General features: G+C 73.5%; 15 protein-coding genes. 10 read left to right on the forward strand and 5 right to left on the reverse strand.

Features of this window, described 5'->3' with window-relative positions; all coding sequences use genetic code 11:
- Window positions 1–388 precede the first annotated feature (388 nt).
- Entirely contained in the window at window positions 389–3,139 is a 2,751-nt protein-coding gene (aceE, locus tag ACZ6Z8_RS07390; RefSeq protein ID WP_465607194.1) for a pyruvate dehydrogenase (acetyl-transferring), homodimeric type, read from the forward strand.
- A 71-nt stretch (window positions 3,140–3,210) separates the two neighbouring features.
- Here aceE and ACZ6Z8_RS07395 read toward each other — a convergent pair whose 3' ends face one another.
- A complete protein-coding gene (locus ACZ6Z8_RS07395) occupies window positions 3,211–4,815 on the reverse strand; it encodes an MFS transporter (protein ID WP_465607196.1) in 1,605 nt (534 codons plus the stop codon).
- A gap of 218 nt (window positions 4,816–5,033) precedes the next feature.
- On the opposite strand from ACZ6Z8_RS07395, the gene ACZ6Z8_RS07400 reads away from it, so the two are divergent.
- From ACZ6Z8_RS07400 to ACZ6Z8_RS07430, 7 genes are all read left to right on the forward strand, one after another.
- Window positions 5,034–5,714 (forward strand): TetR/AcrR family transcriptional regulator, encoded by a 681-nt coding sequence (locus tag ACZ6Z8_RS07400; RefSeq protein WP_465607198.1) that lies wholly within the window; start codon window positions 5,034–5,036, stop codon window positions 5,712–5,714.
- Window positions 5,715–5,798: 84 nt separating this feature from the next.
- Complete coding sequence (locus ACZ6Z8_RS07405) at window positions 5,799–7,100, forward strand: sensor histidine kinase (protein WP_465607200.1); 1,302 nt, start codon at window positions 5,799–5,801, stop codon at window positions 7,098–7,100.
- On the forward strand, window positions 7,097–7,771 hold the full coding sequence (locus ACZ6Z8_RS07410; protein WP_465607201.1) for a response regulator: 675 nt from the start codon (window positions 7,097–7,099) through the stop codon (window positions 7,769–7,771). The genes ACZ6Z8_RS07405 and ACZ6Z8_RS07410 overlap by 4 nt, the downstream gene beginning before the upstream one ends.
- Window positions 7,772–7,914: 143 nt before the next feature.
- Window positions 7,915–9,036 carry an alpha/beta hydrolase gene (locus ACZ6Z8_RS07415; RefSeq protein WP_465607203.1) on the forward strand — a complete coding sequence of 374 codons (1,122 nt, stop codon included), beginning with the start codon at window positions 7,915–7,917 and terminating at the stop codon, window positions 9,034–9,036.
- Between the two features lie 60 nt (window positions 9,037–9,096).
- A complete protein-coding gene (locus ACZ6Z8_RS07420) occupies window positions 9,097–10,326 on the forward strand; it encodes an acyltransferase family protein (RefSeq protein WP_465607205.1) in 1,230 nt (409 codons plus the stop codon).
- Window positions 10,327–10,439: 113 nt separating this feature from the next.
- Window positions 10,440–10,787 carry an MmcQ/YjbR family DNA-binding protein gene (locus ACZ6Z8_RS07425; protein WP_465607207.1) on the forward strand — a complete coding sequence of 116 codons (348 nt, stop codon included), beginning with the start codon at window positions 10,440–10,442 and terminating at the stop codon, window positions 10,785–10,787.
- Window positions 10,788–10,971: 184 nt separating this feature from the next.
- Window positions 10,972–12,186 (forward strand): alpha/beta hydrolase, encoded by a 1,215-nt coding sequence (locus tag ACZ6Z8_RS07430; protein ID WP_465607208.1) that lies wholly within the window; start codon window positions 10,972–10,974, stop codon window positions 12,184–12,186.
- On the opposite strand, the gene ACZ6Z8_RS07435 is transcribed toward ACZ6Z8_RS07430, so the two are convergent.
- Window positions 12,171–13,172 carry a helix-turn-helix transcriptional regulator gene (locus tag ACZ6Z8_RS07435; protein WP_465607210.1) on the reverse strand — a complete coding sequence of 334 codons (1,002 nt, stop codon included), beginning with the start codon at window positions 13,170–13,172 and terminating at the stop codon, window positions 12,171–12,173. The two genes, ACZ6Z8_RS07430 and ACZ6Z8_RS07435, sit on opposite strands and share 16 nt — an antisense overlap.
- Before the next feature lie 113 nt (window positions 13,173–13,285).
- Between ACZ6Z8_RS07435 and ACZ6Z8_RS07440 the strand changes: the two genes are divergently transcribed.
- Window positions 13,286–13,864, forward strand: a complete 579-nt coding sequence (locus ACZ6Z8_RS07440; RefSeq protein WP_465607212.1) for a TIGR03086 family metal-binding protein — start codon at window positions 13,286–13,288, stop codon at window positions 13,862–13,864.
- Between the two features lie 239 nt (window positions 13,865–14,103).
- Here ACZ6Z8_RS07440 and ACZ6Z8_RS07445 read toward each other — a convergent pair whose 3' ends face one another.
- Both ACZ6Z8_RS07445 and ACZ6Z8_RS07450 read right to left on the reverse strand, forming a co-directional pair.
- Entirely contained in the window at window positions 14,104–15,117 is a 1,014-nt protein-coding gene (locus ACZ6Z8_RS07445) for an aldo/keto reductase (RefSeq protein ID WP_465607214.1), read from the reverse strand.
- Window positions 15,114–15,617: a MerR family transcriptional regulator gene (locus ACZ6Z8_RS07450; protein WP_465607215.1), complete on the reverse strand. Its 504-nt coding sequence runs from the start codon at window positions 15,615–15,617 to the stop codon at window positions 15,114–15,116. The genes ACZ6Z8_RS07445 and ACZ6Z8_RS07450 overlap by 4 nt, the downstream gene beginning before the upstream one ends.
- A 118-nt stretch (window positions 15,618–15,735) precedes the next feature.
- Here ACZ6Z8_RS07450 and ACZ6Z8_RS07455 point away from each other — a divergent pair, with 118 nt between their 5' ends.
- Window positions 15,736–16,569 carry a serine hydrolase domain-containing protein gene (locus tag ACZ6Z8_RS07455; protein WP_465607216.1) on the forward strand — a complete coding sequence of 278 codons (834 nt, stop codon included), beginning with the start codon at window positions 15,736–15,738 and terminating at the stop codon, window positions 16,567–16,569.
- Window positions 16,570–16,583: 14 nt separating this feature from the next.
- On the opposite strand, the gene ACZ6Z8_RS07460 is transcribed toward ACZ6Z8_RS07455, so the two are convergent.
- Window positions 16,584–17,360 (reverse strand): pirin family protein, encoded by a 777-nt coding sequence (locus ACZ6Z8_RS07460; protein WP_465607218.1) that lies wholly within the window; start codon window positions 17,358–17,360, stop codon window positions 16,584–16,586.
- Window positions 17,361–17,415 lie beyond the last annotated feature (55 nt).

Raw genomic sequence — 17,415 nt, forward strand, 5'->3', positions numbered from 1 at the left:
CGCCGGTCGACGTGTCGGGAATCACACCGATTTGCCCTTCTCTGCATGGGACAAGGATGCTTCGGGTGGTCCCGGCCCACAGGCCGTACGTGTGCCCGAGATGCGAACGGCATTCGGGGTCCGCACGTGCGCGGGCGTAGAGTCTCCTGTTGGCCCTCACCCCGGCCACCCGCCATCGGGTGGCGGGGACACCAGGTCGGACCACCTCTTTTCGTAACACCCGGGGGTGTTCGGAGCGGACGAAGACGCCCGCGACGCGCGCCACCAAGCCGCTCCGCCCACCAGGCGGAACGGTTACCGATCGGTAGAGATGACGGATCTCCGAGCGCGGTAGCACGATGGAGGCGGCGCGACACACCTCAGTTTCGACCGACAGTGAAGGAACAGCGTGGCTTCCGGATCCGATCGCAACCCGATCATCATTGGCGGCCTTCCGAGTCAGGTCCCGGACTTCGATCCCGAGGAGACCGCGGAATGGCTGGAGTCGCTCGATGCGGCCATCGACGAGCGGGGGCGTGAGCGTGCCCGTTACCTGATGCTGCGGCTGATCGAGCGCGCCCGCGAGAAGCGTGTCGCCGTGCCCGAGATGCGCAGCACGGACTACGTCAACACCATCGCGACCAAGGACGAGCCGTTCTTCCCCGGCAACGAGGAGATCGAGCGCAAGATCCTCAACGCGACCCGCTGGAACGCGGCCGTGATGGTCTCCCGGGCGCAGCGCCCGGGCATCGGCGTCGGTGGCCACATCGCCACCTTCGCCTCCTCCGCGTCGCTGTACGACGTGGGCTTCAACTACTTCTTCCGCGGCAAGGACGCCGAGGGCGAGTCCGGCGACCAGGTCTTCTTCCAGGGCCACGCCTCCCCCGGCATCTACGCCCGCGCCTTCCTGCTGGACCGACTCACCGAGCAGCAGCTCGACGCGTTCCGCCAGGAGAAGTCGAAGGCCCCGTACGGCCTGTCCAGCTACCCGCACCCGCGGCTGATGCCGGACTTCTGGGAGTTCCCGACCGTCTCGATGGGCCTCGGCCCGCTCGGCGCGATCTACCAGGCCCGGATGAACCGCTACCTGGAGCACCGGGGCATCAAGGACACCTCCGACTCGCACGTCTACGCCTTCCTCGGCGACGGCGAGATGGACGAGCCCGAGTCGCTGGGCCAGCTCTCGCTGGCCGCCCGCGAGGGCCTGGACAACCTGACCTTCGTGGTCAACTGCAACCTGCAGCGCCTCGACGGCCCGGTCCGCGGCAACGGAAAGATCATCCAGGAGCTGGAGTCCCAGTTCCGGGGCGCCGGCTGGAACGTGATCAAGCTCATCTGGGACCGCAGCTGGGACCCGCTGCTCGCGCAGGACCGCGACGGCGTCCTGGTGAACAAGATGAACACCACGCCGGACGGCCAGTTCCAGACCTACGCCACCGAGACCGGCGACTACATCCGCGAGCACTTCTTCGGCGGCGACCTGCGCCTGCGCGCCATGGTCGAGAACATGACCGACCAGCAGATCCAGCACCTGGGTCGCGGCGGCCACGACCACAAGAAGATCTACGCGGCGTTCAAGGCGGCCCGTGAGCACAAGGGCCAGCCGACGGTCATCCTGGCCCAGACGGTCAAGGGCTGGACGCTGGGCCCCAACTTCGAGGGCCGCAACGCCACGCACCAGATGAAGAAGCTGACGGTCGACGACCTGAAGCGCTTCCGCGACCGGCTGCACCTGCCGATCACCGACAAGCAGCTGGACGAGGGCTACCCGCCCTACTACCACCCGGGCCGGAACTCGGAAGAGATCCAGTACATGCACGACCGCCGCCAGGGCCTCGGCGGCTTCGTGCCGACCCGCAAGGTGCGTCCGCGCCAGCTGACGCTGCCCGGCGACGACGCCTACAAGGCGGTCAAGAAGGGTTCCGGCAACCAGACCATCGCCACCACCATGGCGTTCGTCCGGCTGCTCAAGGACCTCATGCGGGACAAGGGCATCGGCAACCGCTTCGTGCCGATCGCCCCGGACGAGTACCGCACCTTCGGCATGGACTCGCTGTTCCCGTCGGCCAAGATCTACAACCCGATGGGCCAGACCTACGAGTCGGTCGACCGCGACCTGCTGCTGGCCTACAAGGAGTCGCCGACCGGCCAGATGCTGCACGACGGCATCTCCGAGGCCGGCTGCACCGCCTCGCTGATCGCCGCCGGTTCGTCCTACGCGACCCACGGCGAGCCGCTGATCCCGGTGTACGTCTTCTACTCGATGTTCGGGTTCCAGCGCACCGGTGACCAGTTCTGGCAGATGGCCGACCAGCTGGCCCGCGGCTTCGTGCTCGGCGCCACCGCCGGTCGCACCACCCTGACCGGTGAGGGCCTGCAGCACGCCGACGGCCACTCGCACCTGCTGGCCTCCACCAACCCCGGCGTCGTCGCGTACGACCCGGCGTACGGCTTCGAGATCGCGCACATCGTCCAGGACGGTCTGCGCCGGATGTACGGCTCCACGGCCGAGCACCCGCACGGCGAGGACGTGTTCTACTACCTCACCGTCTACAACGAGCCGATCAAGATGCCGGCCGAGCCCGAGAACGTGGACGTCGAGGGCATCCTCAAGGGTCTGCACAAGTACGCGCCGGGCACCGCCGGCCAGATCCCGGCCCAGATCCTCGCCTCCGGCGTGGCCGTGCCGTGGGCCCTGGAGGCCCAGCGCATCCTCGCCGAGGAGTGGAACGTCAAGGCCGACGTCTGGTCCGCGACCTCCTGGAACGAGCTGCGCCGCGACGCGGTGGAGGCCGAGGAGTTCAACCTGCTGCACCCCGAGGAGCAGCAGCGCGTGCCGTACGTCACCCAGAAGCTCCAGGGCGCCGAGGGCCCGGTCGTCGCGGTGTCCGACTGGATGCGCGCGGTTCCGGACCAGATCGCCCGCTGGGTGCCGGGCCAGTACCAGTCGCTGGGCGCCGACGGCTTCGGCTTCGCCGACACCCGTGGCGCGGCCCGTCGCTTCTTCCACATCGACGCCCAGTCGATCGTGCTGGGGGTGCTCACCGAGCTCGCCAAGCAGGGCAAGGTGGAGCGCTCGGCGCTGAAGGACGCGATCGACCGCTACCAGCTGCTGGACGTGGCCGCGGCCGACCCGGGTGCCGCCGGCGGCGACGCCTGATCACCCGCTGACGCCTGAAAGGGCCGGACCCCACGGGGTCCGGCCCTTTCGGCTTCCTCCGCCGGGGCGGATCAGATGTGCACGGCCGGGCCCGCGTCGGTCTCGCCGCGGCGGGTCAGCAGGGCGAGCAGGGCGGCGGCGAAGGCCACCACGGCGGCGACCGCGAAGGCCAGCGACATGCCGCTGACGAAGGACTGGTGCACGGCGCCGGCCATCGCGTCCACCACCTGCTGCGGCATGCCGGGCTGGGCGGGCGGGGCGATGCCCAGCTGGGCGCCCTGCTTGAGCAGTTCGGCCTGCTGCGGGTCGGCGACCGGCGGCAGGCCCGCCTTCGCCCAGTTGCCCGGCAGCACGTCGCCGACCTTGGCGGCCATCAGGGCGCCCAGCACGGCGGTGCCGAGGCTGCCGCCGACCTGCATCGCGGCCTGCTGGAGGCCGCCGGCCACGCCGGACAGCTCCAGCGGGGCGTTGCCGACGATGACCTCGGTGGCGCCGACCATGACCGGGCTGATGCCGAGGCCCATCAGGACGAACCAGAGCGACATCACGCCGGTGCCCGAGCCGGTGTCCAGGGTGGACATGCCGAACATCGCGGCGGTGGTGATCAGCATCCCGGCCATGATCGGGATGCGCGGGCCGAGCTTGCCGATCGCGATGCCGGCCAGCGGCGAGCCGACGATCATCATGCCGGTCATCGGCAGCAGGTGGACGCCGGCGTCGACCGGCTTCATCCCGTGCACGTTCTGCAGGTAGAAGGTCACGAAGAAGATCGCGCCGAAGAACGCGAAGGCCATCAGCACCATCAGCAGCACGCCCGCCGACAGCGGCACCGAGCGGAACAGGCTGAGCGGGATCAGCGGCTCCTTCGCCCGGCCCTGCCAGAGCGCGAAGAGCACCATCAGCGCCACGGCGCCGCCCAGGAACAGCAGCGTCCGCCCGTCGCCCCAGCCCCACTCGGGGGCCTTGATGATGCCGAAGACCAGGGCGAACATCCCGACCGAGAGCAGTCCGATGCCCGGCAGGTCGAAGGACCTGACGGCGTTCTCGGCCCGCACGTCGCGCAGGATCCACAGGCCGAGGGCGAGCGCGATCAGGCCGACCGGGATGTTGATGAAGAACACCGACTCCCAGCTGACGTGCTCGACGAGCAGGCCGCCGACGATCGGACCGGCCGCGGTGGAGGCGCCGATCACGCCGCCCCAGATGCCGATCGCCATGTTGAGCCGCTCGGCCGGGAAGGCCCCGCGCAGCAGACCGAGCGCGGCCGGCTGGAGCAGCGCGCCGAACAGGCCCTGGAGCACCCGGAAGGCGATCACGGTCTGGATGTTGCCCGCGAAGCCGATCGCGGCCGAGGTGGCGGCGAAGCCGACCGCGCCGACCAGGAAGGTGCTCTTGTGGCCGAAGCGGTCGCCGATCTTGCCCGCGGTGATCAGGAAGACGGCGAGCGCCAGCAGGTAGCCGCTGGTGACCCACTGGATCTCCGAGGGCGCGGCCCCCAGCTTCTCCTGGATCACCGGGTTGGCGATGGCGACGATGGTGCCGTCCAGGGCGACCATCATGACGCCGACCGCGACGGTCAGCAGGGTGAGCCAGGGGTGCCCCTTGAGCCCTCCCCCGGACGAAGGATTCGGCGGCGGTGCGTCCGCCTCGTAGTTCTTGACGACGGACTGACTCATCTGGGCCCTCCGGTGGCCGTGACAGAGACCGGACATGACGGTGGCGCCGCGACGACCCACCCGTCCCCACGAGTGCCCGGCCGACGAGCGCCACTCCGGCAGATTATGTCAGCTGCTGACATTCGGCAAACAATGACTTCTGACCTGAACTGACATTTGTCAGGCGGCTAAGGTTGTCCTCCCACCCCCCGCCCCAGCGCCCCCGGAAGGCCCCCGCCATGGCCGCTCGCACCCCCCACCCCGTCGGTACCCCGGAGGACCTCGGCCGGGCCCCCGGCCTGCGGGAGCGCAAGAAGCAGCAGACCCGGGACGCCCTGGTGCAGGCCGCCCACACGCTCTTCCTCGGGCAGGGCTTCGCCCGGACGACCGTCGACGAGATCGCCTCCGCCGTCGACGTCTCCCAGCGCACCTTCTTCCGGTACTTCGCCAACAAGGACGAGGTCGCCCTCGCCGTGATGGCCGACGCCGAGGACTACTTCATCCACTGCCTGCGCCACCGCCCGGCCGAGGAGACCCCGCTCCAGGCCCTGCGCGCCTCGATCGTCAAGGCCTGGCGCGACCTCGGGAACGCCCGGACCTCCGGCCCCGGCTCGATCAGCAGCGCCCTCGAACTGCTGCGGATCATCGAGGAGACGCCGGCGCTGCTCGCCGCCCACCTGCGCCGGGTCACCGAGCAGGAGCGGCTGGTCGGCCAGGTGCTCGCCGAGCGCGAGGGGCTGGACCCGGCCCGGGACCTGCGCCCGGTCGTGCTCGCCGCCGTCTTCGGCAGCCTGCTGCGCGCCGCCCACCTGTCCTGGACCGCCGAACAGGAACCGGCCGGGCCCGAGGGCATGGTCGTGGTGATCGAGCGCTACTTCGACCAGCTCGGCCCCGCCCTGGCCGGGCACTGGCGGCCCTGAGCCCGCGGGTCATACCCGGGTACCAGGCCGGATCCCGGTCCCCGGTAGGACGCCCGGCCGCCGCCGCGCCCCTAGTCTGACCGGATGATCAAGTCGACCGCCGGGTCCGGCACCGTCGGCACGCTGCGGGCCCTGCTCGGCACGCTCGCCCGGCCGTCCTCCGACCACACCCCGCTGCTGGCCCAGTCCCCCCGCCCGTGGCTCCGCCACCTCCCGTACGTCCTCGCGGTGGCCGCGATCGCCTCGCTGCTGCCCAGCGGGATCAACGTGATGACCAACGACTACGGGCTCGGCGAAGGGGTCGCCGGCGCCCTGGCCGTCGCGCAGACCGCGCCGCTGCTGCTCGCCGTGAGCCGGCCGCTGGCCGCCTGGTGGATGATCGGAACCACCGACCTGCTGGCCTCCCTGCTGGTCCTCACCAGCGGGAGCGGGGGCGGCGGCCCCTGGCCGTGGATCCCCACCAGCCTGGTCGGCTACCTGTTCCTGATGGTGCCGCTCTCCCTCCGCGAGCCGAGGCGCACCCTGGTCGCGGTCTGGCTGGTGACCGCCGGTACCGGGATCGCCCTGTCGGTCGCCGGAACGGGCTCCCACTACACCGGCGACAACGTCGTCCTCGCGATCGCCCTGACCGGCGCCGTCCTGGTGCTCGGCGGAGCCCTGCGGGAACGCGCCGAGGTCCGCCGGCTGCTCACCGAGCAGGAGCAGATCAGCGAGGTGGAGCGCGAGCGGCGCACCCTGCTGGAGGAACGCGCCCGGATCGCCCGGGAGTTGCACGACGTGGTGGCCCACCACATGTCGGTGATCGCGGTGCAGGCCGCCAGCGCGCCGTACCGGATCGAGGGCGTCCCGGCCGCCGCCGCCGAGGAGTTCACCGCGATCGCCGGCACCGCGCGCGAGTCGCTGGCCGAGATGCGCCGGCTGCTCGGCGTGCTGCGCAGCGAGGAGTCCGCCGGGGAGACCGCCCCGCAGCCGGGGGTCGGCCAACTCGCCCAGCTGGTCGAGACGGTGGGGCGGGCCGGGGTGCCCGCCGAGCTGACCGTGGACGAGGGGCTGGCCGAACGGGTGCCGCAGGCCGTCGGCCTCTCCGCGTACCGGATCGTCCAGGAGGCGCTGGCCAACGTGGTCCGGCACGCCCCGGGCGCGCGGACCTGGGTGTCGCTGTCGGCGGACGGCCCGGAACTGCGGCTCACCGTCGTCAACGCCGCCCCGCCGCGGCGCACCGAGTCGCTGGAGGCCTCGGTCGAGGGCACCGGTCACGGTCTGGTCGGAATGCGGGAACGCGTCCGGCTGGTCGATGGCAGGCTGGACACCGGCCCGCTGCCGGACGGCGGCTTCAAGGTGGCCGCCGTCCTGCCCCTCGACCTTCCTCTGGAGAAGCCCGCATGACCATCCGCGTGATCATCGTCGACGACCAGGCCATGGTGCGGGCCGGCTTCGCCGCCCTGCTCAACGCCCAGAGCGACATCGACGTGGTGGGGGACGCGGCGGACGGCGCCCAGGCCCTGGAGGTCACCGGCCGCACCCACCCGGACGTGGTGCTCATGGACGTCCGGATGCCCGTCATGGACGGCCTGGAAGCCGCCCGGAAGCTGCTCGACCCCGCCGTCCCGGGTGCGCACCGCCCCAAGGTGCTGATGCTGACCACCTTCGACGTGGACGACTACGTGTACGAGGCGCTGCGCGCGGGGGCCAGCGGCTTCCTGCTCAAGGACGCCCCGCCCGCCGACCTGATCGCCGCGGTCCGGGTGGTCGCGGCCGGCGAGGCGCTGCTCGCCCCCTCCGTCACCCGCCGGCTGATCGCGGACTTCGCCCGCAACCGGCCCGCCAGGCGCCGCGACCCCAAGCTGCGCCTCAACGGCCTGACCCCGCGCGAGACCGAGGTCCTGGAGCTGATCGCCCGGGGCCTGTCCAACCAGGAGATCGCCGCCCGACTGGTGCTGGCCGAACAGACCGTCAAGACCCACATCGGGCGCATTCTCGGCAAGCTCGACCTGCGCGACCGGGCCCAGGCCGTGGTGCTGGCGTACGAGTCGGGGCTGGTGACCCCCGGCGAGTAAGGGGGGACATCCCCCTCATACCCGGGTAGCACCCGGGAGTTGGCCCCGCGGTGTGACGTCCGCGGGGCCGTCGCGTTCCTACCTTCCTCCCCGTCGGCAACCGAATCCGGTCGCCGGCCCAACGGGCAAGGGAAGGCAGGGACATGCGCAAGTTCCGGACCAGGCGGGCGATCGCCGCCACCGCGGTGGCACTGGCGGCCGTGCTCGGCGCGGGCGGCTGGGCCGCCGACACCCAGACCGCCGTCACCGGTCCGCCGCCCGGCAGCGCCGCCTGGACCGCCGACACCGCGCTCGGCCTCCACCTGCCCGACCCGGCCTCCGGCACACCGGCCCAAGTCGCCGCCTTCTTCGCCGGGTTGACGCCCGCGCAACAGGAGACCCTGGCCGCCCGGCACCCCCTGGTGGTCGGCAACCTGGACGGCGCCCCGGTCCGACTCCGGTACCGCGCCAACACCCTGGCCCTCACCGCCGAACGCACCCGGGAACTCGCCCGGGCCACCGACCCCGCCCTCACCCCGCAGGACCAGCAGGCCGCCCGCACCCGCGCCGAGCGCTACCGCACCCTGCTGGCCGGCGACCGGCAGATCCTCGCCTTCGACCCGCGCGGCCGCGGTCAGGTCGCCGAGGTGTTCGGCGACCTCGCCACCGCCGCCCGCACCGCCGTCATCGTCCCCGGCTCGGACATCGACCTGCGGACCTTCGACCGCGCCACCGACCCGTACGGCACCCCGGCCGGTATGGCCCGCGCCCTGCGGCAGGCCACCGACGGCGGGACGGCGGTGATCGCCTGGGCCGGCTACACCACCCCGGTCGGCGTCGGTGTCGACGCCGCCACCGAGGACCTCGCCCGGGCCGGCGCCACCCGCCTCACCCGGCTGCTCGACGGACTCGCCGTCAGCACCCGTCCGCAGGCGCCGCCCACGGTGTTCTGCCACAGCTACGGCTCGGTGGTCTGCGGCCTGGCCCGCCCCACCCCGGCCCTCGCCTCCGCCCTGGTGGTGCTCGGCTCGCCCGGCATGGGCGTCGGCTCGGCCGCCGACCTCGACCCGGGCGTCCCGCTCTGGGCCACCACCCGCAACGGCTCCGACTGGATCGGCAACGTGCCCAACGTCCGGCTGTTCGGCCTCGGCCACGGCGCCGACCCGACCGACCCGGGCTTCGGCGCCCGCCCGCTGCCCTCCACCGGATCCCACGGCCACACCGGCTACTTCACCCCCGGCACCGCCTCGCTCGCCGCCTACGCCGCCGTCGCCCTCGGGCGCTGAGCGCCCTCCGGCACCCGAACCGCTCTGCGCCCCGACACCCGCACCGGAAGGAGCACCGCCATGGCCCACCCGCTCGCCACCCTGCGCCGCGCCGCCGAGAAGGTCGACGCCAGGACCCCCGCGACCCGCGACCGCGCCCTGGACGGGCTGCGCGCCCTCGCCCTGCTCTCCGTCCCCATCGGCCACTGGATGCTCGGCGGCCTGACCCTCTCCTCCGACGGCGCCCTGCACAACGCCAGCCCGCTCTCCTCGCTCGGCTTCTTCGCCCCGGTCAGCTGGGTGCTCCAGATGCTCGGGGTGTTCTTCCTGGTCGGCGGCCACTCCTCGGTCCGTTCGCTGGAACGGTCCAGGGAGAAGGGCCTGACCTACGGCAGTTGGCTGCGCGCCCGGACCGTCCGGCTGCTGCGGCCGGTGCTCGGGGTGACGGCGGTGTGGGCGCTGATGATCCCGCTGCTGCCCCGGCTCGGCGTGCCCGCCGACACCCTGCGCACCGGCGCGACGCTGGTGGTGCAGCCGCTCTGGTACATCGGGGTGTACCTGGCGCTGACCGCGCTCACCCCGCTCTGCCTGGCCTTCGGGCGCCGGCTCGGCCTGTGGTCGGCGGGCCTGCTGGTGGCCTCGGTCGCGGCGGTCGACCTGCTGCGGTACGGGCCGTGGGCCGAGGCGGTGCCGTCCTGGGTCGGGCTGCTGAACCTGCTGCCGGGCTGGATGTTCGGCTACCAGCTGGGTGTGCTGTGGGCGCGGGGCACGCTCGGCCGTCCGGCGGCCCGGGCCCTGCTGCTCGGCGGCGGCGCGCTGTTCGCGGTGCTGCTGGTCGTGTTCCACTACCCGGCCAGCATGGTGGGCGTGCCGGGCGTCGAGCGGACCAACTCGCACCCGCCGTCCCTGCTGGTGCTCGCCCTGGCGGCGGTGCAGTGCGGCGCCGCGGTGCTGCTGCGGGAGCGGCTGGGCCGGCTGCTGAGCCGCCGTCCGCTGCTCTGGCTGCCGGTGGTGGTGGTCAACCTGTCGGCGATGACGATCTTCTGCTGGCACCAGAGCGCGATGCTCGCGGTGGCGGTGCCCGGTGCGGCCGGCCTCGGCGCCCTGCCCGGGCTGACCACCGCGCCGGACTCGCTCGGCTGGGTCGCCGCCCGACTGGCCCTGCTGCCGCTGTTCGGCGCCGCCCTGGTGGCGATCGGGTGGGTCACCCGGCGCTTCGACGGCCCCTGGACGGGCTTCTCCCGGGCCGGCAAGGCACTGGCCGGTGGCGCGGCGGCGCTCTTCGCGGCGTACGCGCTGGGGATGGTGTGACGCACGCCGTCGACCACGGCACGGGAGGGGCGCGGACCAGCCGGTCCGCGCCCCCGGTGCGCCACCGCCCGCACCGAGGACGCGCTGTCGGCACTCTGCTCTAACCTGCCGTCATGGTGACGTTCGACGAGTTCCGCGTGATGGCCCTGGCCCTGCCGGAGGCCGCCCAGCAGCCGACCTGGGGCATCGAGACCCTGCGGGTCCGCGGCAAGGTCTTCGCGATGGGCGCGCCCGAGGGCGACAGCGTCACCGTCAAGGCCTCGCACGAGGACCAGGCCGAGCTGATCGCCGCCGAGCCCGAGGTGTTCTCCTTCGCCCGGTACGTCGGGCGGCACGGCTGGGTGAGCGTCCGGCTGGACCTGGTCGACCCGGAGGAGCTGCACGACCTGGTCACCGAGGCCTGGCGGCGGACGGCCCCGCGGCGACTGGTCCGCGAATTCGACGCCCGGCCCTCCGCCTAGCACCCTCCGAGGACCCCACGGGGACGCCGGCAGGACACGCGCGGTTCATGTGATCCATTCCACAGTTTAGGCGGGTCCGTCACCCTCTCGTGACCTCTACGCTTGCGCAGGGAAGTTCAGCAGTCCAATCGCACCCTCCGGGCACCGCCCGAGAAACGGTGACGGGCCCGAGGGAGTTGGTGCGGTGCGCAAGCGTCGACGCTGGAAGCGGGTACTGATCGGGGCGTTCGCGGGTTGTGCCGTGCTCGCCGACGCCGGCGCCTCGGCGGCCGCGGCAGCGGTCTCCTCCGAGCAGCTGGCGATCTCCACGCCCCCGGCCGGCAGCGCCGCCTGGGTGCAGGACCACTCCTTCGGCCGCTCCCTGCCCGACCCGGCCACCACCAGCCCGGCCGACGCCGCCGCCTTCTTCGCCTCGCTCGCCCCCACCGAGCTGGACCGGCTGATCAAGCAGTACCCGCTGGTCGTCGGCAACTACGACGGCGCCCCGCTGGACCTGCGCTACCGCGCCAACCGGATCGCCCTGGCCGACGAGCGCGACGCCGCCCGGCTCCGCGCGGCCGACCGGAAGCTGGACGCCGACACCCGCGCGCTGGCCGTCTCCCGCGCCAACGACGTCGACCACCTGCTCGCCCCCGGCCGGCAGGTCCTCGCCTTCGACCCGCGCGGCCGCGGCCTGGTCACCGAGGTCTGGGGCGACCTCGCCGACGCCGAGCGGATCTCCGTGATCGTCCCCGGCTCGGACGCCGACCTCGGCCACTTCGACCAGGCGGCCGAGCCGTTGCGCGGAGCCGCCGGCATGGCCCGCGCCCTGTACGCCGAGGAGCAGCGCCAGGCCCCGGGCACCCGCACCGCCGTGATCGCCTGGACCGGGTACGTCACCCCCTCCGGCCTCGGCCCGGACGCGGCCACCTCCCGGCTCGCCGACGTGGCCGCGCCCCGGCTGCAGCGCCTGCTGGCCGGCCTCAAGGAGACCACCCGGCCGGACGCGCCCCCCGCGCTGCTCTGCCACTCCTACGGCTCGGTGGTCTGCGGCACCGCCGGCCCGAAGATCCCGCGCGCGGCCGCCTCGCCGTCCGACACCTCGGGCATCACCGACATGATGGTGTTCGGCAGCCCCGGCATGGGCGTCCAGTCCGCCGGCGAACTCGGCGGCGGCGTGCACGTGTGGGCCACCCGCAACCCCAGCGACTGGATCGGCAACGTCCCGTTCCTGGAGGTCGGCAAGCTCGGCCACGGCGCCGACCCGACCGGCAGCGGCTTCGGCGCCGAGCAGATCTCCTCCGCCCGGGCCTCCGGCCACAACGGCTACTTCACCGAGGGCACCGACAGCCTGCACAACTTCGCGGCCATCTCCCTCGGGGACTACGGCGACGTGGTCCGGGCTCAGCCCAACTCCTGAGACACCTCGTCCTGGTAGAGCCGCAGGGCCTCCGCCGCCGCCCGGGCCAGCTCGCGCCGGGCGGCCGACGGGGCCAGCACCTCGACGTCCGCGCCGAAGGCCAGCAGTGAGCGGACGGCCGCCGCGGCCGGGAAGGCCAGCGCCAGCTCGACCCACTCCTCGGCCGGGCCGGCCCCCGGGTCCGGCGGCTGCGCCGTGACCCGGCCGCCGTGGATGCGCAGGAACATGTCCAGCCGCCCGCGCCGGACCCGCACCCGGACCGGTACGTCCTTCGGCAGCCGCTCGACCTGCTCGCGCAGCACCGCCCACACCTCGCCGAGCGCCACCCCGGCCCGGCGGCGCACCGTCTCCTCCGTGGTCCCGGCGGTCAGCACCCGGTCGACCCGGAACAGCCTCGGTTCGCCGTGCAGATCGGCCACCAGGTACCAGACCGCGGCCTTGTTCACCAGGCCGTACGGGTCGACGGTGTACTCCACCGGCGCGGGCGTGCCGCTGTGCCGGTAGCGCAGCCGCAGCCGCCGGTCGGCGAACACGGCGTACTGCAGCTCGCCCAGGTCCGGCCCGGCCGCGGCGCCCGCCTGGGAGTTCTGCATCCAGCGGGCCGGGTCGACCAGGATGCGCTCGCTGACCCGCTCGGCGGCCGGGCGGTGCGGGGCGGGCAGCGCCGCCATCACCTTGCGCAGCGCCGAGCCGAGCGCGCCGTCCAGCCCGAGGTCGCTGTGTGCGCCCTGGGCGGAGAGCACGAACAGCGCCCGGGCCTCGTCGGCGGTCAGCCCGGTGACGTCGGTGCGGTAGCCGGGCAGCAGGTTGATGCCGCCGTGCCGGCCGCGTTCGGTGAACACCGGCACCCCGGCGGCGGACAGCGACTCGACGTCCCGGTAGATGGTGCGGACGGACACCTCCAGCCGTTCGGCCAGTTCGGTGGCGGGCACCCGGCCGCGGGTCTGGAGCAGGAGCAGGATCGAGAGCAGGCGGTCGGCCTTCATGACACCAGGATCTCAACAATCCTGACGGCCGTTGTCAGGTTTTACTGGGAGATTGCGTTCCGGGCCCGCAAGGGCGGCCCGAACCACCGCACCGCACAAGGGAGCTGACCCATATGAGCGCCGTCCAGGACGCCCGCCCGCAGTACCGGACCGCCCTCGCCCAGCTGGACCGGCTGTTCGCCACCGTCACGCCCGCCGACCTCGACCGGCCCACTCCCTGCGAGGAGTACACGCTGCGTCAGCTGATGAACCACGTGATCGGCGGCATCCACCGCTTCGCCTACATGGGCGAGGGAGGTCACGCCGAGGATGTCGTGGCCGCCATCGACGACCCGTCGGACGACGGCTGGACCGCCGTGCTGGACCGCGCCCGCGCCCGGGTGACCGCCGCCTGGGCCGACGACAGCAAGCTGGGCCGCCCGACCTTCGCCCCCTGGGGCGAGGTGCCCGGAGCGGTCGCGGTCGGCGGCTACGTGATGGAACTCGCCACCCACTGCTGGGACATCGCCACCGCCCTCGACAAGGGCTTCGTGCTGGACGACGGGGTGGCCCGCACCGCGCTGGCCGTCGCCGAACTGGTGCTGCCGCCGGAGAGCCGGGTCGAGGGCGTCCCGTTCGGCCCGGTGCAGCCGGTCGCCGAGGACGCCGACGTCCACACCCGGCTGGCCGCCTGGACGGGGCGCAAGGCCTGAACGACCCGGGGCCCAGGGGCCGGGGGGCCGGGGGGGCCCCCCCCCCCCCCCCCCCCCCCCCGACCCCCCCCCCCCCCCCCGGGGGGGCCGGGGCCCCCCCCGGGGGCCCCCCCCCCCCCCCCCCCCCCGCCCCCCCCCCCCCCCCGCGGGGGGGGGGGGGGGGGGGGCCCCCGCCCCCCCCCCCGGGGGGGGGGGGGGGGGGGGGGGGGGGGCCCCCCCCCCCCCCCCCCCCGCCGGCACTACTCCCGCCCGACCGAGGTGTTGCGCATGTCCGCGTAGCGGTCGCCCGCCACCTGACCGGCCAGCGTCTCCAGCAGCGCCAGCTCCTCGGCGCTCAGCCGCAGGGTCGCCGCGGCGGTGTTCTCGGCCAGCCGGCTGCGCTTGCGGGTGCCCGGGATCGGCACCACGGTCAGCCCGTGCACCTCGGCCCGCTGGTGCACCCAGGCCAGCGCGACCTGGGCGAGCGTCGCCTCGTGGGCCTCGGCGATCTTCCGCATCGGGACGAGGAGTTCGCCGTTGGCGACGGCGTTCTCACCGGTGTACCGCGGGTGGGTGCGGCGGAAGTCGTCCGCCGCCAGCGCCGCGGCGTCCTGGAACGCGCCGGTCAGGAAGCCGCGCCCGAGCGGCGAGTACGGCACGAAGGCGACACCCAGCTCGGCCGCGGCCGGCACCGCCGAGCGCTCGACGTCACGGGCGAACACCGACCACTCGGACTGCACCGCGGCGATCGGGTGGACGGCGTGCGCCTCGCGCAGCTCGGCCCCGGTCACCTCGGACAGGCCCAGGTGGCGCACCTTCCCGGCCTGGACCAACTCGGCCATGGCGCCGACCGATTCGGCCAGCGGGACGGCCGGGTCGCGGCGGTGCATGTAGTAGAGGTCGATCACGTCCACGCCGAGGCGGCGCAGCGAACCCTCGACGGCGGTGCGGATGTACTCCGGGTCGTTGCGGATGGCGCGCTTGGTCGGGTCGGCCGGGTCGCGCTCGATGGCGAACTTGGTGGCGAGCACCACCTTGTCCCGGTTGGCCCGGACGAACGGGCCGATGAACTCCTCGTTGCGGCCGGCACCGTACATGTCCGCGGTGTCGAACAGCGTGACACCGGCCTCCAGGGCGGCGTCCAGCGTGGCGAGCGCCTCGTCGGAGTCGGTCGGGCCGTAGAACTCGCTCATGCCCATGCAGCCGAGGCCCTGGATGCCCACCAGCGGGCCGTCGGTGCCGAGGGGGGCGGTGGGAAGGAGGGGGTGGGTCATGCGCTCTGCTCTTCCTCTGCTCGGTGGTACTGGCATTGGACCGGGGCACCGGCGGCGTCGGTGATCCTCCCGGCGTAGAGATCGATCTTGTGGTCCAGGACGGCCAGGGTGGCCTGGAGGTCGACGATCCTCTGCCGGACCTCCTCGCGCTGCGCCTCCAGCAGCTGTCGGCGCTCGACGTAGGTCTGTTCGCCGCGGCGGACCATGTCCACGTACTTGAGCATGTCCGCCACCGACATCCCGGTCAGCCGCAGCCGGCCCAGGAAGGCCAGCCGGTGCAGGTCGCCGTCGCTGTAGCGGCGTTGGCCGCCGACCGCGCGGTCGACCGGGTCGAGCAGGCCGATCCGCTCGTACCAGCGCAGGGTGTGGGCGGTCAGCCCGCTGGCCGCCGCGACCTCGCTGATGGTGTGCCGTGCGGTCCGGTCCGGGTCGCCGACCGGGCGGTTGAAGACCTCGGCGCAACTGCGCAGACCGGCCTGGGCACGCGCGGGTGTGGCCATGATCGATTCCCCCTGTCCTGTGACGAGCACGACGCTACCGAGTTGGAGTGCACTCCAAGCAAGCCGCACAGCCGGGTGGCCCCACCACCCCCCTCCGGCCCCGGCTAGCATCGACCGCATGGAGAGCTTGCGGATGATCGAGAACTGGCCCGTGCCCCACGCCGCCGCGGCGGTCGTCCGGGGGTCGGACGGCGCGGTGCTGGGCGCCCACGGGCCCCAGCAGCACCTCTTCCCGCTGGCCTCGGTGACCAAGCTGCTCACCTCCTACGCGGCGCTGGTCGCCCTGGAGGAGGGAGTGTTCGAGCTGGACGACCCGGCCGGCCCGCCCGGCTCGACCGTCCGCCACCTGCTCGCCCACACCTCGGGCCTCGGCTTCGACGAGCACCGGCCGTTCGCCGAGCCCGGCAAGCGCCGGCTCTACTCCAACGCCGGTTTCGACGTGCTCGCCCTGACCCTGGCCGAGGCCGCCGGGATCGCCTTCCACCAGTACGTGGCCGAGGCGGTGTTCGAGCCGCTGGGCATGCACGACACCCTGATCAACACCGCGAGCAAGTCCCCGGCCGGCGCCGGCGGCCTGTCCACGGCAGCCGACCTCACCCGGTTCGCCGCCGAGCTCCAGTCCCCGAAGCTGCTGGACCCGTCGACCGTCCACCGGGCCACCCGCGAGGTCGCCTTCCCGGGCACCGGCGGCGTGCTGCCCGGCTACGGCCACCAGCGCCCGAACGACTGGGGCCTCGGCTTCGAGATCCGCGACGGCAAGAGCCCGCACTGGACCGGCACCGCCAACTCCCCCGGGACCTTCGGCCACTTCGGCCAGTCCGGCACCTTCCTCTGGGTCGACCCCGAGGCCGGCGTGGCCTGCCTCGCGCTCACCGACCGGGACTTCGGCCCCTGGTCGGTCGACGCCTGGCCGCCGCTGTCCGACGCCGTCCTGGCCGAGCTCAACAGCTGACGGCCCTGGCCGAGCTAGCCGTACGAGACCGGCGAGTGCATCTCCCAGAGCAGGAGTTCGGCGCCGGTCTCGCCCGCCGTCGGGTCGGCGAAGGCGTCCCCGGTGATCCGCACGCTGTCGCCGGGCACCATCGAACGGCCGCCGCCCTTGGGCCCGGGGACCGTCCGGTACCCCAACGAGCCGGCCGTCAGGTGCGCGTACCGCCACGGCGCCGCGGGCAGCTGCGGCAGCGGCTGCCACGGGCCGGCGGTGGCCAGCCAGAGCGCGGCGTCGCGGCGGCGCAGCCGCAGGGCGTCCGTCCCGGCGTCCCGCTCCAGCCCGGAGGCCAGCAGCGTCAACCCGCCGTCCGCAGGTTCCACCCTGCGCAGCCCGTACCCGGGGGCGACGTCGAACTCGTCCGGCTGCAACCACATCTGGACGAAGCGCACCGGCCCGGTGGCGCCGCCGAGGTTGCGCTCGGTGTGGGTGACCCCGGAGCCCGCGCTGAGGTGCTGGATCATGCCCGGGCGCACCACGCCGCTGTGGCCGTGCGAGTCCCGGTGGGACAGCGCGCCCTCCAGCACCCAGGTGAGGATCTCGGTGTCCCGGTGCTTGTGCTCCTCGAACCCGGCGCCGGGGGCGAGGAGTTCCTCGTTGCACGCGAGCAGCGCGCCGAAGTGGGTGTTCTTCGGGTCGTAGTGGCCGGAGAAGGAGAAGGCGTGTCGGGTCTCGATGCCCTCGGCGGGGGTGGAGCGGTAGCGCTCGCCGGTGCGGCGCAGGTCCGCGCGGGGGCGTTCAGGGGCGTCGGTCACGCCCCTCACCGTAACCGGTGTGACCGGGACCACCGCGCCCCGGCGCCGGGGGGTG

The organism is Kitasatospora sp. NPDC101108 (assembly GCF_055584725.1).

Excerpts from the sequence above, each read along its gene's own strand:
- ACZ6Z8_RS07405 (WP_465607200.1), top strand. The coding sequence starts at position 5,799 with ATGATCAAGTCGACCGCCGGGTCCGGCACCGTCGGCACGCTGCGGGCC.
- ACZ6Z8_RS07445 (WP_465607214.1), bottom strand. The coding sequence starts at position 15,117 with ATGACCCACCCCCTCCTTCCCACCGCCCCCCTCGGCACCGACGGCCCG.
- ACZ6Z8_RS07420 (WP_465607205.1), top strand. The coding sequence starts at position 9,097 with ATGGCCCACCCGCTCGCCACCCTGCGCCGCGCCGCCGAGAAGGTCGAC.
- ACZ6Z8_RS07400 (WP_465607198.1), top strand. The coding sequence starts at position 5,034 with ATGGCCGCTCGCACCCCCCACCCCGTCGGTACCCCGGAGGACCTCGGC.
- ACZ6Z8_RS07435 (WP_465607210.1), bottom strand. The coding sequence starts at position 13,172 with ATGAAGGCCGACCGCCTGCTCTCGATCCTGCTCCTGCTCCAGACCCGC.
- ACZ6Z8_RS07410 (WP_465607201.1), top strand. The coding sequence starts at position 7,097 with ATGACCATCCGCGTGATCATCGTCGACGACCAGGCCATGGTGCGGGCC.
- ACZ6Z8_RS07450 (WP_465607215.1), bottom strand. The coding sequence starts at position 15,617 with ATGGCCACACCCGCGCGTGCCCAGGCCGGTCTGCGCAGTTGCGCCGAG.
- ACZ6Z8_RS07395 (WP_465607196.1), bottom strand. The coding sequence starts at position 4,815 with ATGAGTCAGTCCGTCGTCAAGAACTACGAGGCGGACGCACCGCCGCCG.
- ACZ6Z8_RS07455 (WP_465607216.1), top strand. The coding sequence starts at position 15,736 with ATGGAGAGCTTGCGGATGATCGAGAACTGGCCCGTGCCCCACGCCGCC.
- ACZ6Z8_RS07440 (WP_465607212.1), top strand. The coding sequence starts at position 13,286 with ATGAGCGCCGTCCAGGACGCCCGCCCGCAGTACCGGACCGCCCTCGCC.
- ACZ6Z8_RS07425 (WP_465607207.1), top strand. The coding sequence starts at position 10,440 with ATGGTGACGTTCGACGAGTTCCGCGTGATGGCCCTGGCCCTGCCGGAG.
- ACZ6Z8_RS07415 (WP_465607203.1), top strand. The coding sequence starts at position 7,915 with ATGCGCAAGTTCCGGACCAGGCGGGCGATCGCCGCCACCGCGGTGGCA.